Annotated in this window: 17 protein-coding genes; 11 read left to right on the forward strand and 6 right to left on the reverse strand. The window is 28.1% G+C overall.

The window, feature by feature from the left end; all coding sequences use genetic code 11:
• Nucleotides 1–2: 2 nt before the first annotated feature.
• Both hemH and hemE read right to left on the reverse strand, forming a co-directional pair.
• Nucleotides 3–1,001 (reverse strand): ferrochelatase, encoded by a 999-nt coding sequence (gene hemH, locus PB7211_RS01175; RefSeq protein WP_034398724.1) that lies wholly within the window; start codon nucleotides 999–1,001, stop codon nucleotides 3–5.
• Entirely contained in the window at nucleotides 1,002–2,003 is a 1,002-nt protein-coding gene (hemE, locus tag PB7211_RS01180; protein ID WP_008545876.1) for a uroporphyrinogen decarboxylase, read from the reverse strand.
• A gap of 270 nt (nucleotides 2,004–2,273) precedes the next feature.
• On the opposite strand from hemE, the gene PB7211_RS01185 reads away from it, so the two are divergent.
• From PB7211_RS01185 to dnaQ, 5 genes are read left to right on the forward strand one after another with little or no spacing between them, the layout of a single operon-like run.
• The gene (locus tag PB7211_RS01185) at nucleotides 2,274–3,101 is read left to right on the forward strand and encodes a pyruvate, water dikinase regulatory protein (protein WP_008544057.1); all 828 of its coding nucleotides are present in this window, start codon (nucleotides 2,274–2,276) and stop codon (nucleotides 3,099–3,101) included.
• Nucleotides 3,091–3,678 (forward strand): Maf family protein, encoded by a 588-nt coding sequence (locus tag PB7211_RS01190; RefSeq protein ID WP_008544695.1) that lies wholly within the window; start codon nucleotides 3,091–3,093, stop codon nucleotides 3,676–3,678. Before PB7211_RS01185 ends, PB7211_RS01190 begins: the two co-directional genes overlap by 11 nt.
• Nucleotides 3,675–4,466, forward strand: a complete 792-nt coding sequence (gene aroE, locus PB7211_RS01195; protein WP_008545566.1) for a shikimate dehydrogenase — start codon at nucleotides 3,675–3,677, stop codon at nucleotides 4,464–4,466. The genes PB7211_RS01190 and aroE overlap by 4 nt, the downstream gene beginning before the upstream one ends.
• Nucleotides 4,466–5,035 (forward strand): dephospho-CoA kinase, encoded by a 570-nt coding sequence (gene coaE, locus PB7211_RS01200; RefSeq protein WP_034398729.1) that lies wholly within the window; start codon nucleotides 4,466–4,468, stop codon nucleotides 5,033–5,035. The genes aroE and coaE overlap by 1 nt, the downstream gene beginning before the upstream one ends.
• Nucleotides 5,036–5,698: a DNA polymerase III subunit epsilon gene (gene dnaQ, locus PB7211_RS01205; protein WP_008545250.1), complete on the forward strand. Its 663-nt coding sequence runs from the start codon at nucleotides 5,036–5,038 to the stop codon at nucleotides 5,696–5,698.
• Here dnaQ and PB7211_RS01210 read toward each other — a convergent pair.
• Both PB7211_RS01210 and PB7211_RS01215 read right to left on the reverse strand, forming a co-directional pair.
• A complete protein-coding gene (locus tag PB7211_RS01210; RefSeq protein ID WP_008544671.1) occupies nucleotides 5,695–6,117 on the reverse strand; it encodes a protein-export chaperone SecB in 423 nt (140 codons plus the stop codon). The two genes, dnaQ and PB7211_RS01210, sit on opposite strands and share 4 nt — an antisense overlap.
• Nucleotides 6,101–6,523 carry an FxsA family protein gene (locus PB7211_RS01215; RefSeq protein ID WP_008545214.1) on the reverse strand — a complete coding sequence of 141 codons (423 nt, stop codon included), beginning with the start codon at nucleotides 6,521–6,523 and terminating at the stop codon, nucleotides 6,101–6,103. Before PB7211_RS01215 ends, PB7211_RS01210 begins: the two co-directional genes overlap by 17 nt.
• 58 nt (nucleotides 6,524–6,581) lie before the next feature.
• Between PB7211_RS01215 and PB7211_RS01220 the strand changes: the two genes are divergently transcribed.
• The gene (locus tag PB7211_RS01220) at nucleotides 6,582–7,178 is read left to right on the forward strand and encodes a Tim44/TimA family putative adaptor protein (protein ID WP_008544822.1); all 597 of its coding nucleotides are present in this window, start codon (nucleotides 6,582–6,584) and stop codon (nucleotides 7,176–7,178) included.
• Nucleotides 7,179–7,601: a Smr/MutS family protein gene (locus PB7211_RS01225; RefSeq protein WP_232208811.1), complete on the forward strand. Its 423-nt coding sequence runs from the start codon at nucleotides 7,179–7,181 to the stop codon at nucleotides 7,599–7,601.
• On the opposite strand, the gene hslU is transcribed toward PB7211_RS01225, so the two are convergent.
• Nucleotides 7,591–8,898: an ATP-dependent protease ATPase subunit HslU gene (gene hslU / locus PB7211_RS01230; RefSeq protein WP_034399206.1), complete on the reverse strand. Its 1,308-nt coding sequence runs from the start codon at nucleotides 8,896–8,898 to the stop codon at nucleotides 7,591–7,593. The two genes, PB7211_RS01225 and hslU, sit on opposite strands and share 11 nt — an antisense overlap.
• 65 nt (nucleotides 8,899–8,963) lie before the next feature.
• A complete protein-coding gene (gene hslV, locus PB7211_RS01235) occupies nucleotides 8,964–9,479 on the reverse strand; it encodes an ATP-dependent protease subunit HslV (RefSeq protein WP_008545660.1) in 516 nt (171 codons plus the stop codon).
• 89 nt (nucleotides 9,480–9,568) lie between these two features.
• On the opposite strand from hslV, the gene hisB reads away from it, so the two are divergent.
• Genes hisB through hisF form a run of 4 tightly spaced genes read left to right on the forward strand, consistent with a single transcriptional unit; the run spans nucleotide 9,569 to nucleotide 12,265 of the window.
• Nucleotides 9,569–10,159, forward strand: coding sequence for an imidazoleglycerol-phosphate dehydratase HisB (gene hisB, locus PB7211_RS01240; protein WP_008545768.1), 591 nt, complete (start codon nucleotides 9,569–9,571; stop codon nucleotides 10,157–10,159).
• A 5-nt stretch (nucleotides 10,160–10,164) separates the two neighbouring features.
• Nucleotides 10,165–10,791 carry an imidazole glycerol phosphate synthase subunit HisH gene (gene hisH / locus PB7211_RS01245; RefSeq protein ID WP_034398734.1) on the forward strand — a complete coding sequence of 209 codons (627 nt, stop codon included), beginning with the start codon at nucleotides 10,165–10,167 and terminating at the stop codon, nucleotides 10,789–10,791.
• A complete protein-coding gene (gene hisA, locus PB7211_RS01250) occupies nucleotides 10,792–11,517 on the forward strand; it encodes a 1-(5-phosphoribosyl)-5-[(5-phosphoribosylamino)methylideneamino]imidazole-4-carboxamide isomerase (protein ID WP_008544879.1) in 726 nt (241 codons plus the stop codon).
• Nucleotides 11,510–12,265: an imidazole glycerol phosphate synthase subunit HisF gene (gene hisF, locus PB7211_RS01255; RefSeq protein WP_008545303.1), complete on the forward strand. Its 756-nt coding sequence runs from the start codon at nucleotides 11,510–11,512 to the stop codon at nucleotides 12,263–12,265. The genes hisA and hisF overlap by 8 nt, the downstream gene beginning before the upstream one ends.
• Nucleotide 12,266: the final 1 nt, after the last annotated feature.

The raw sequence follows: 12,266 nt of genomic DNA on the forward strand, positions 1-12,266 counted from the left end.
GATTAAATACTTCTTTCAATTAAAGATTTTAGTAAAAGAATATGATCATCGCTATCATTTAAGCAAGGTATCATATCAAAATTTTTGCCACCAGAATTAATGAAACTTTCTTTGCCTTGTATTAATATTTCTTCTAAAGTTTCAACACAATCTGAAGAAAAACCAGGACATATTGTAAGAATGTTTTTTTTACCTTCTTTGGGTAAATTTTCTAAAGTTTTGTCTGTATAAGGCTGTAGCCACTCTTGTGGTCCAAACCTAGATTGAAACGTTGTTTTTATTTCTATAGAATTAAACTTTTCTGAAATGAGTCTAGTCGTTTTATGACAATAACAATGATAAGGATCACCTTTATCAAAATATTTTTTTGGAATACCGTGATAAGAAGCAATTATTAAATCTGGTTTCCAATTTATCTCTCTAATTTTTTTGTTAATAGAATTTACAAGTGCATCGATATATAAAGAATCAGACTCATAATGAGGAATTATTTTAAGAGATGGTTGCCACCTCATTTTCATTAACACTCTATACACTTCGTCACAAACAGTTGCTGTAGTTGCAGCAGCATATTGAGGATATAACGGTAAAATAACTAAATTTTCACAACCTTGTTCGTGTAATTTTGAGATTTTACTTTTAATACTTGGGTTTCCATATCTCATTGCAAAATCAATTACTGTATTTTCTTTTTTTATATAAGAGGAAAGTTTTTCTGCTTGTTTTTTTGTATAATATAACAATGGAGAAATATTTTCTTTTTTCATCCAAATTTCTTTATAAGCTTTTGCAGTTTTTGATGGTCTAAAAGTTAAAATAAATAAGTTAAGTATAATTTGCCAAATAATAGGGTTTACTTCTATCACGCGACTATCAGATAAAAATTCTTTAAGATATTTTCTTATATCCAGCCAACTAGTTGAGTCGGGTGTGCCCAAATTTACAATTAAGACTCCTGTTTTACCAAATTTTATCGAGGGATGATCTAGTTTATTTTTCACTTAATAATCTTTTACTATTTTAACCAAGTGGTCCATCATATTCGGGTCTGTTTCAGGTAAAACTCCGTGCCCTAAATTAAAAATATAAGGGTGATCTTTGAAAATATCTAGATATTTAATTGTTTCTTTTTTAAGATTCTCTTTATCTGATAGTAATACTTTGGGATCTAAACCACCTTGAATTGGAATTTGTATATCTTTTAGAATTTGTTTTGGATCAACGTTATAATCAATACTAACCGCATCGGGCTTTACAACTTCACAAAATTTTTTATAATTTTTTATTTCTCTTGGAAAACAGATAACAGGAACATTTAAAGATTTAACATAATTAACTAAATTAAGAGTTGGGAAATAAATATAATTTTCTAAATCTTTGCCTTGCAATAAACCGGCCCAACTATCAAAAATTTGTATTACGTTAGCACCATTTTTTACTTGGTTTTTGATATGTATCATTAGAAATTTTTCCAAAATCGATAAAATTTTTTTAATTAAGTTTTTGTCTTCAAAAAAATCATGTTTTAAATCTTTTTTTGGGGATTGTTGATTAATCATATAAACCAATAGAGTCCAAGGTGCACCGACAAATCCAATAGTGTTTTTGTTGCTAGTAATTTGATTGTTGCTGACTTTATCTAAGGCTTTATAAACAGGAAAAATTTTTTCAACAAAATCTGTTTCACTTATTTTAGAAATCTCGTTGATATTGATTTGACCAAGTATTGGTCCAAAATTTTTTTTAAATTCAACCTTTTGATTTAATCCATATGGTAACATTAAAATATCTGAAAATATTATGGCAGCATCAAGATCAAATCTTTTTAAAGGTTGTAAGGTTATTTCTGACGACAAATCCTCATTAAGACACAATTTTATAAAATCTGGATTTAATTTCCTAATTTCTCTAAACTCAGGCAGGTATCTTCCTGCTTGTCTCATTATCCAGATGGGCTTTATTTTTGTATTTTTATTTTTTATTACTTGATGAAGAGGTGTCATATTAAAGTTATATATATTTATTTTATTAGTATTATGTCTTGTGAATATTGATGATAAGTATTTATTAACATTTTATTAACAACTTAATCACATTTAAAATTAAGATAAATCATTCAAATTGAAGCTTTTTAAGTTTTTATAAAATTTAATGTATAATATTATCTTTAAGAATATAAATGTTAATAAAACCCTTAATTTACAACAATAATTAATCAATATTTAAATTGTGTAATTTAATTAAAATATTACAAATTTATCAACAATTTATTAATGAGTAATACATATCAAATTTATCTTATTTCAGACTCAACAGGAGAAACTCTTGATAGAATTTTTTTAGCCTTAAAGGCACAATTCACTAACATTCTATATAATGTTCATTCCTATTCTTTCACGAGAACAGAAAATCAAATTTTAAAAATATTAGAGGATGCAGAAAAGAATAAAAATTCAGTTATTCTTTATACAATTGTTGACACCAACCTAGCAAAACATTTGGCAAATTTAAGCAATGAAAAAAAAATTCCTTGTTTCGGTGTTTTAGGAAATCTAATTGTAAACTTTTCTAAAATTTTAAATCAAGAAGCATCTCATGAGCCAAGCGGACAATATATTTTAAACGAAGAATATTATAAAAAGATAGAGGCTATTCAGTTTACAATGAATCATGATGATGGAAACATGATTAATGATATAGAAAAATCCGATATTATATTAGTCGGTGTTAGTAGAACAAGCAAAACACCAACATCAATTTATTTAGCAAACAAAGGATTTAAAACATCTAATATTCCCTTGGTAAATGAAAATTCATTGCCAAAAAAGCTTAAAGACAATCCGGGATTAACTTGTGTCGTTGGGTTAAATACAGAACCCGATAGGTTAGTTGACCTTAGAAAAAATCGTATGAGCTCTCTTAGAGAAAACGAAAACAAAACATATACAAGTATTGAGAATATTAAAAAAGAAATTATAGACGCAAAAAAAACATTTCAAAAATATAAATGGCCATCAATAGATGTTACAAGAAAATCTGTTGAAGAAACAGCTGCTTCTATAATTAAAATACATGAGATATATCTAAATAATGCAAAATAAAATTATTCTTGCTTCTAAAAGCAAAGTTAGAAAAGAAATATTAGATAAAAATAACATAAATTGTGAGGTCAAACCTTCAAATGTTGATGAAGATGTAGTTAAAGATAGCCTTATTAAAGAAAAGGCTTCGCCAGAAATTATATCGAAAAATTTAGCTGAGCTTAAAGCCAATAAAGTCAGTTTAAATCAAAGCGACCAGCTTGTGTTAGGAGCCGATAGTGTTATCGATTTAGATGGTGAATTAATTTCAAAACCAGTGAATAGAGAACAAGCATTGGTAATTCTTAAAAAACTTAATGGAAAGAAACATCATCTAATAAGCTCAGTTTGTATTTCAAAAAATGGATCAATGATCTGGAATTATACTGATAAAGCTGAGCTCGCGATGAAAAATTTTACAGAAGAAGATTTAAAAATATATTTGTCAAAAATATCTGATGAAGCCCTGTATGCTTATAATGTTTATCAAATAGAAGGAGAGGGAAGAAGTTTGTTTGTTAGTATTAATGGAGATGAAGACACAATAATGGGTTTACCAGTTAAAAAAATTAGAGAATATTTAAAAACAAATCAATGAAAAAATATTTAGTTATAGGAAATCCAATTGAACATTCCCTGTCGCCGAAACTTCAGAATTATTGGATAAAAAATCATAATATTGATGCTATTTATGAAAAAGAAAAATTTAATGAAGATAAGCTAGAAAAATTATTCTTAAATATAAGAGATAAAAAAATTAATGGAGCAAATGTTACAGTTCCTTTTAAAAAAGCTGTAATTCCTTTTTTAGACAAACTTAGTGCAGAAGCAGAAAGCACTCAATCCGTCAATACTATTTATTTGGAAAACGATAAGATAATTGGACACAATACAGATATCGATGGATTTGAACTAGGAATAAATAAGATAAATTATAATATTTCTGATAAAAAAATTTTTATCCTTGGAGCTGGAGGGGTGGTGCCATCTATTGTTTATGCTTTAAATAAAATGAAGGTTTCAGAAATCACGATTGCAAATAGAACTAGAGAAAAAGCTGAAAATTTAAAAAACTTATTTGATGAATTAAAAATAGTTGAATGGGGAGAGATCCCAGACTTTGATATGATTATTAATGCAACAAGCATAGGACTTAGAAAAAATGATGAAATAAATCTGAATTTTTCATCAATTGGTAAAAATAAATTTTTTTATGATGTTATTTATAATCCGAAAGAAACTAATTTTTTAAAGGCAGGAAGAAAACTAGGTAATATGACTGAAAATGGCAAATTAATGTTTATTTATCAAGCTATCTCAGCCTTTAATATTTGGCATGGAGTTAGACCAACAGTAAATGATGAGGTTATTAAATTTTTAGACTAATGATTAAAATTGGAATTCTAGGTGAAATTGGTTCAGGCAAAAGTTATGTGGCAATAAATTTTGGTTATCCAGTTTTTAATGCAGATTATGAAGTAGCAGAACTATATAAGAAAGATAAAAAAATATTTTACAAATTAAGAAAAATTTTACCAACATATATATCCAAATTTCCTATTGATAAAAAAGAAATATCAACTGCAATTTTAGATCATAAAAATAATTTAAAAAAGATTGTTAAAATAGTTCATTCAGAAGTAAGAAAAAAAATGTTACTTTTTTTAAAAAAAAACAATAAAGCCAAAATTGTCATATTAGATATTCCTCTTTTGTTAGAAAATAAGATAAATGATAAAAATGATATTTTAGTTTTTGTAGAATCAAAGAAATCTGAAATTTTAAAAAGATTAAAAAAACGAAAAAATTTTAATTTAAAGATTTTTAAAAAGTTCAAAGATATTCAGCTATCTTCTAATTACAAAAAAAAGAAATCTCATTTTATTATTAAAAATGATTTTAGAAAAAAATCTGTTAAAACTGGAATAAACAATGTTCTTGAGAGAATAACATAAATGAAAGAAGTAGTATTAGATACAGAAACGACAGGTATATCGGTTAAAGAAGGTCATAGAATAGTTGAAATTGGATGTATTGAACTAGATAATTTAATACCAACAAAAAATAGGTTTCATTGTTATTTAAACCCAGAGAGAAAAGTTTCTGAAAAAGCTTTAGAAGTACATGGTTATACTGATGAATTTTTGTCTGAACAAAAAAAATTTAGCGATATTGGTGAACAGTTTCTTGCTTTTATTAAAGATAAAAGATTAATAATTCATAATGCAGAGTTTGATTTGGGTCACTTAAATAATGAACTGTCTATATTTGGAAAAAAAAAGATAAATAATGAGATAGTAGATACATTAATTTTAGCTAGAGATAAGTTTCCAGGCTCTCCTGTAAGCTTAGATGCTCTTTGTAAAAGATATAGAATTGACAATTCAATTAGAACACAACACACAGCATTAATTGACTGTGATTTATTATCTAAAGTTTATATCAATTTAATCGATCAAAAAGAACCAACTTTAAATTTTCAAAATCTTGATACGGAAACAGATAATTCAAATAGTTCTAAAGTTTCATATTTTAAAAAAGTAGTAAAACCAAGCGAAGATGAAATTTTTAAACACAATGAATATTTAAAAAATCATTTAAAAAAAAATTATTTTTAATTGAATCTTTGATTATAAAGTTCTTCAAAATTGATTTTTTTTTCAAATTTAACACCCGGATAACCAGAATTATTTATAAGATTTAAAAATGATTTTTCGAGATCTGGATATATTTCAACCTGAACATCACATAATATAATTTTCTCTAATTCTTTTTTTTGTTTTACTTCATCATCTACTTTTATAATTGTTGCAAAATTGATTTCAAAATAAGATTTTTTTTTATTTTCTTCTTTATCTTCAAATTTAAATATTGTGTTTATTTCAACCATTTTATTTTTTAATGCTTTTGATTTTATATCTATGTTAAGTTGATATTTAGAAATATAGTCTTTGACAAAAATATAGGTTTCTACATCTGGCGTTTCACTAGACATGTCTTTAATAAATTTTCCTAGAATTTTATAATTTTTTGTCATTTTCATCCTCTATATCTTCAAAGTCTCCATCTATAAAATTATTTTTTTCTTTCTTATGATTAAATCTTTTTGCAAACTTGCTAAAAAAAAATTTTCTACTAATTGGAAAAATTAATAGGAATCCAAAAATATCAGTCGCAAAACCAGGGATAATTAACAATATTGCTGCAAATGCAATTGCAGCACCTGAAATTATCTCATATGCAGGGGCTTCGTTTCTACTTAATTGTAAAAATCCGGCTTTGAGAGTATTTAGACCCTCGTATTTTGCGTAATAAACACCTACTACAGCTGTTATAAAAATTAACAAAATTGTGGTTATCGCACCAATTTGTGATCCAATTTTAATAAAAAGGTAAATCTCAATAATAGGTATTAGTATTATAGATAATAAAATTGGGTTCATTTGTCCGTAATCTAAATTGCCAGTTGAAATTAATCAACATAGTAATTACTATAAGGTCATGAGTTACAGCTTTGAATACATAGATATAATTCTTTTAGCAATGATTGCTGGGTTTATTTTTTTAAGATTAAGAGGAATACTTGGAAAAAGAACTGGTTTTGAGGGAAAAGCCGCTCCACAATTTGATAAAATTTTAAAAGAAGCTGTTGCGAAACAAGCTCCAGTTAATAATGAAACTTTTGATGAAAATGCTCAGAAAGAATTTATTAAAGGCGCAAAAATAGCTTATGAAACTATAATCACCGATTTTAGTGACAATGATAATAAGTTAACAACAAGCAAACCTCTTTTAAATAAAGAAATTTACGATCAATTTAATGATGCACTGAAAGAAAGAAGTGAAAGAGGGCATTATGCTGAAATAACTTTTATAGGTATTAATTCAGCAACTATTAAAGAACATAAAAAGATTGATAAAATTTTAAATGTTACGGTGGATTTTATTGCAGAAGTAATTACCTGCATTAAAGATAAAGATAAAAAAATTATTTCAGGTGATCCAGAAAAAATTAAAAAAATATATGATACCTGGGTCTTTTCAAGAGATGTAACTTCGCCAAATCCAAACTGGCAACTTGTAAATACTTTAACTTAATTGACAGATAATATCTCAGACAAGGATAAAAAAGCCTGGGAAAAATTTATATCTGGTGATGAAAGATTACCCAATAAAGATAATAAATTTAAAAGAAAAACAATTTTAAAAACAAAATCTATAGACCTACATGGATATACACTTGAAGAAGCAAATAGATCTATTGAAAATTTTATAACTAAATCGTACGAGGATGGAATAAATAAGCTAATAGTTGTCACTGGCAAAGGTCTTCACTCACAAAATGAAAAAGATCCTTATGTTTCTAAAAATCTTAGTATTCTCAAGTATTCAGTTCCTGAATTTATTTCAAATAATCAAAGTTTGATGAAAATCATTTATGAAATGAAAGATGCAAAAATTGAGGATGGTGGTGAGGGGGCTTTTTATATTTTATTAAAAAAACATAAATCTATAAAATAAATTTTGAAAGGTCGGTATCTTTAATTAAATTATCTAAGTTTTTATCAATATATTCTTTATTGATAATAATTTTTTCACCAGACCTGTCAGTAGCTGTAAAACTAATCTCATCTAAAATTTTTTCAATAATGGTGTGAAGTCTTCTAGCTCCAATATTTTCAACAGTAGTGTTAACTTCTGATGCAATATTAGCAATTGCATCAATTCCATCATCTGAAAATTCAAGTTCTACATTTTCTGTTTTTAAAAGAGCAACATATTGTTTAATTAGACTGAAATCAGGTTCTCTTAAAATTCTTTTAAAATCCTCACTGGTCAATGCTTCTAGCTCAACTCTTATAGGTAACCTTCCTTGAAGTTCAGGAAGTAGATCAGATGGTTTTGCAAGCTGGAATGCTCCAGATGCTATAAACAAAATATGATCTGTTTTAATAGGACCATGTTTGGTATTTACTGTGGTTCCTTCAATTAAAGGCAATAAATCTCTTTGCACACCTTCACGGGATACATCGCCACCAACACGATCTGTTCTGGCTGAAATTTTATCTACTTCATCTAAGAAAACTATTCCATTATTTTCAGTTGATAACTTTGCAGCTTTAACAATTTTATCTTGTTCTATTAATTTATCAGACTCATCATTTATTAAAATTTCATGAGATTCTTTTACTGTCATTTTCTTCTTTTTTTCTTTATTACCCATTGATTTTCCAATCATTTCACCAATGTTAATCATCCCAACATTTGCCCCAGGCATTCCTGGTATTTCAAAAGAAGTGTTACCAGATCCAGTATCACTAACAGCTATTTCAATTTCATTATCATCTAGATCACCATTTCGAAGTCTTTTTCTAAAGCTTTCTCGAGTTGCAAGGCTTGCTTTTTTACCAACTAATGCATCTAAAACTTTTTCCTCAGCTGCTTTTTGAGCTTGGGCATGAACCCCTTTTCTCATTTTTACCTTTTCCATTGAGATGGCAATTTCAATTAGGTCTCTTACTATTTGTTCTACATCTCTTCCAACATAGCCAACTTCAGTAAATCTTGTAGCCTCAACTTTTACAAATGGTGCTTCAGCTAATTTAGATAGTCTTCTTGAAATTTCTGTTTTACCAACTCCTGTTGGTCCAATCATAAGAATATTTTTTGGCAAAACCTCATTTTTCATTTCACCTGTAAGCGCTTGTCTTCGCCATCTATTTCTTAAAGCAACAGCAACTGCTTTTTTTGCTTTATTTTGACCTACAACAAATCTATCTAATTCTGATACGATTTCTCTTGGAGATAATGAGCTCACTAAAGAGCTCTCTTCTTTAGCATTTTTATCTTTTGGAACTAGAGGTGTTACGTTTGAATTTTCCATTATATTTTTAAAACTTTAATATTATCATTTGTAAAAACACAAATTTCTGATGCAACTTTGATAGCTTTTTTTGCAACTTCTTCTGCACTCATATCAGTTTCTATTAAAACTTTTCCAGCTGCTAAAGCATAGTTCCCACCTGATCCTATCCCTATGACATCCCCTTCAGGTTCTAAAACATCTCCAGTTCCAGAAATAATATAACTATTTTCTTTATCTCCAATCGCCATAAGGGCCTCTAATCTTCTCAAATATTTATCAGTTCGCCAATCTTTTGCTAATTCAACAGCTGCTCTTGATAAATTTCCTGCATGTTTTTCTATTTTAGCCTCTAATCTTTCGAATAATGTTAATGCATCTGCTGTTGATCCTGCAAATCCTGCAACCACATCTCTTTTTTCAATTTTTCTAACCTTTGAAGCTGTGCTTTTAACTACAGTATTTCCCATACTTACTTGTCCATCTCCAGCCACAACTACTTCATTATTTTTTCTAACTAAAACAATCGTTGTCATATTCAATAAATGGTAACTATTTTTGATACTTCAAGTGTTCATAGGGATATTGATATACTAAGATTATATATGTATACCTCTTAAAATATATGGCTAGAAAAGGAAAAGTATCTCGTAAAACTAAAGAAACCAGCATCAATGTTGAGGTTAATATTGATGGAAAAGGTAAATACCAAATTGACACTGGTATAGGTTTTTTAGATCACATGCTTGAACAGTTATCAAAGCATTCTTTAATTGATTTAAAAGTTAAAGCTAAAGGAGATACTCACATTGATCTTCATCACACTACAGAAGATACAGGAATTGCGATTGGAGAAGCTTTAAAAAAAGCAGCTAAAAAATTTGTTGGCATCAAACGTTATGCACATAGAGTAATTCCAATGGATGAAACTTTAACTAGAGTGGCAATTGATGTTTCAAACAGACCTTATTTGATTTGGAAAGTAAAATTAAAAGTTGAAAAACTTGGTGAGATGGACACAGAATTATTTAAAGAATGGTTTCAAGCTTTTTCACAATCTGCTGGTATTACTTTACACGTTGAAAATATTTATGGGGATAACAGTCATCATATTATTGAGTCTTGTTATAAAGGTTTAGCGAGATCTCTAAGAGATGCTTTAGAGATGGATCCTAGAAATAAAAAAAGCATTCCATCAACTAAAGGCTCACTATAAGTTTAATGAATGTCACAATTGTTGATTATAATTCGGGCAATATAAGCTCGGTAATAAACTCTTTTCAAGAAGTTGCTAAAGATAAAGTTAATTTAGAGGTAACTTCAGATTTAAACAAAATTAAATCTAGCGATAAAATAGTTTTACCAGGTCAGGGCTCATTCAAAAGTTGTGTTGATGCACTTAATAGTATCGACGGTTTAGTTGATACATTAAATAATTTTGTAATTAGCGAAAAAAAACCCTTATTTGGAATTTGTGTTGGATTGCAAATGTTTGCAGACATTGGTTATGAAGAAAAAGAAACTAGAGGTTTGGGTTGGATTTCAGGAAAAGTCTTAAAAATAGATAATCAAAATGGAAAATACAAACTTCCTCATATTGGTTGGAATGAAATAAATATTGTTAAGGAAAGTAAAATTTTTAAAGATATAGAAAATAATTCTCATATGTACTTTGTACATAGTTATGAATTTATACCTGAAGATAAAAGTGTAATTTCAGCAACAACAGATTATTCATCAAATATTGTTTGCTCTGTTGAAAAAGAAAATATATTTGGAACACAATTTCACCCAGAGAAGAGTGATAAAATTGGATTAAAAATAATTGATAACTTTATAAAATTATAAATGAAAATATTTCCAGCTATAGATATTAAAGATAAAAAATGTGTGAGGTTGGTCAAAGGAGATTTTGAAAATAAAACTGAATATGAAATGTCTCCAGTTGAGCAAGCAAGCAAATATAAAGATCATGGTTTTAAAAACCTGCATATAGTTGATTTAGATGGTGCTTTAACTGGAAAGACAGTGAATTTAGATATTATTGAAGAAATAGTGGCTAAATTTGATCTTAAAATTGAAATAGGTGGAGGTATCAGAAACTTTGAAAGTATTCAAAAATACACTGATACTGGCGTAGAAAAAGTTATTTTAGGAAGTGCAGCCATTAAGGATAAAAACTTTTTAAAAAAAGCGTGTGAGAAATTTCAAAATAAAATTGCTTTGGGTTTAGATGCTAAAGATGGTTACTTATCCGTATCTGGTTGGAAGGAAAATTCTAATCAATTAACTTTAGACTACTTAAAAGAAGTGAACCAATATGGAGCAAGTAGATTGATTTACACTGATATTAATAGAGATGGGATGAAGCAAAGTCCTAATTTTGAAGAAACTACTAAGGTTGCTGATACATCTAATTGTCCAGTGATAATATCAGGTGGCGTATCTTCAATAGATGACATTAAAAAAGCTAGAGAATTAAACAATAATAACATTGAGGGTATTATAGTTGGAAAAGCTATATATGATGGAGATATTAAATTAGATGAATTAGCTAAGGAATTAGATGCTTAAAAATAGAATAATACCGTGTTTGGACGTTAAAAATGGAAGAGTTGTAAAAGGAATAAACTTTGTCGATTTAAAGGACGCCGGAGATCCTGTTGAGCAAGCTAAGATTTATTCTGATGGAGGGGCTGATGAAATTTGTTTTTTAGATATTACAGCTTCAAATGAAAACAGAAATACTATCTATAATGTAGTAGAGAAAACTTCAAAGAAATGTTTTGTTCCGTTAACAGTAGGAGGTGGAGTTAGAAGCATTGATGACATTAATAAATTATTAAACTGTGGGGCTGATAAAGTATCAATTAATACAGCGGCGGTTCAAAATTCAGAGGTAGTAGTAGAAAGCTCAAAAAAATTTGGTTCACAATGCATAGTTGTTGCTATAGATGCAAAAAAAAATGGAGATAGATGGGAAATCTTTACTCATGGTGGAAGAAATAATTCAGGGATTAACGCCATAGAATTTGCAAAAAAAATGGAAGATAGTGGGGCAGGTGAGCTTTTAGTTACTTCTATGGATAGAGATGGCACACAAGTTGGATATGATATTGAACTTATGTCTAAAATATCATTAGAAGTAAACATTCCGGTAATTGCATCTGGAGGAGTTGGTAATTTAGATCATTTGGTTGACGGAATTAAATTTGGAAATGCTAGCGCAGTTCTAGCAGCATCGATATTTCATTATGGCAAACATTCTGTAAAAGAGGCTAAGGAGTATTTGGATTCAAAAGGAATTCCTGTTAGAATTTAAT

The organism is Candidatus Pelagibacter sp. HTCC7211, assembly GCF_000155895.1.
GTDB lineage: Bacteria > Pseudomonadota > Alphaproteobacteria > Pelagibacterales > Pelagibacteraceae > Pelagibacter.

What these genes read in the sequence shown, in the direction of transcription:
- hemE (WP_008545876.1), bottom strand. Translation starts at nt 2,003, where the DNA reads ATGACACCTCTTCATCAAGTAATAAAAAATAAAAATACAAAAATAAAG.
- PB7211_RS01185 (WP_008544057.1), top strand. Translation starts at nt 2,274, where the DNA reads ATGAGTAATACATATCAAATTTATCTTATTTCAGACTCAACAGGAGAA.
- PB7211_RS01190 (WP_008544695.1), top strand. Translation starts at nt 3,091, where the DNA reads ATGCAAAATAAAATTATTCTTGCTTCTAAAAGCAAAGTTAGAAAAGAA.
- aroE (WP_008545566.1), top strand. Translation starts at nt 3,675, where the DNA reads ATGAAAAAATATTTAGTTATAGGAAATCCAATTGAACATTCCCTGTCG.
- coaE (WP_034398729.1), top strand. Translation starts at nt 4,466, where the DNA reads ATGATTAAAATTGGAATTCTAGGTGAAATTGGTTCAGGCAAAAGTTAT.
- dnaQ (WP_008545250.1), top strand. Translation starts at nt 5,036, where the DNA reads ATGAAAGAAGTAGTATTAGATACAGAAACGACAGGTATATCGGTTAAA.
- PB7211_RS01210 (WP_008544671.1), bottom strand. Translation starts at nt 6,117, where the DNA reads ATGACAAAAAATTATAAAATTCTAGGAAAATTTATTAAAGACATGTCT.
- PB7211_RS01215 (WP_008545214.1), bottom strand. Translation starts at nt 6,523, where the DNA reads ATGAACCCAATTTTATTATCTATAATACTAATACCTATTATTGAGATT.
- PB7211_RS01220 (WP_008544822.1), top strand. Translation starts at nt 6,582, where the DNA reads ATGAGTTACAGCTTTGAATACATAGATATAATTCTTTTAGCAATGATT.
- hslV (WP_008545660.1), bottom strand. Translation starts at nt 9,479, where the DNA reads ATGACAACGATTGTTTTAGTTAGAAAAAATAATGAAGTAGTTGTGGCT.
- hisB (WP_008545768.1), top strand. Translation starts at nt 9,569, where the DNA reads ATGGCTAGAAAAGGAAAAGTATCTCGTAAAACTAAAGAAACCAGCATC.
- hisH (WP_034398734.1), top strand. Translation starts at nt 10,165, where the DNA reads ATGAATGTCACAATTGTTGATTATAATTCGGGCAATATAAGCTCGGTA.
- hisA (WP_008544879.1), top strand. Translation starts at nt 10,792, where the DNA reads ATGAAAATATTTCCAGCTATAGATATTAAAGATAAAAAATGTGTGAGG.
- hisF (WP_008545303.1), top strand. Translation starts at nt 11,510, where the DNA reads ATGCTTAAAAATAGAATAATACCGTGTTTGGACGTTAAAAATGGAAGA.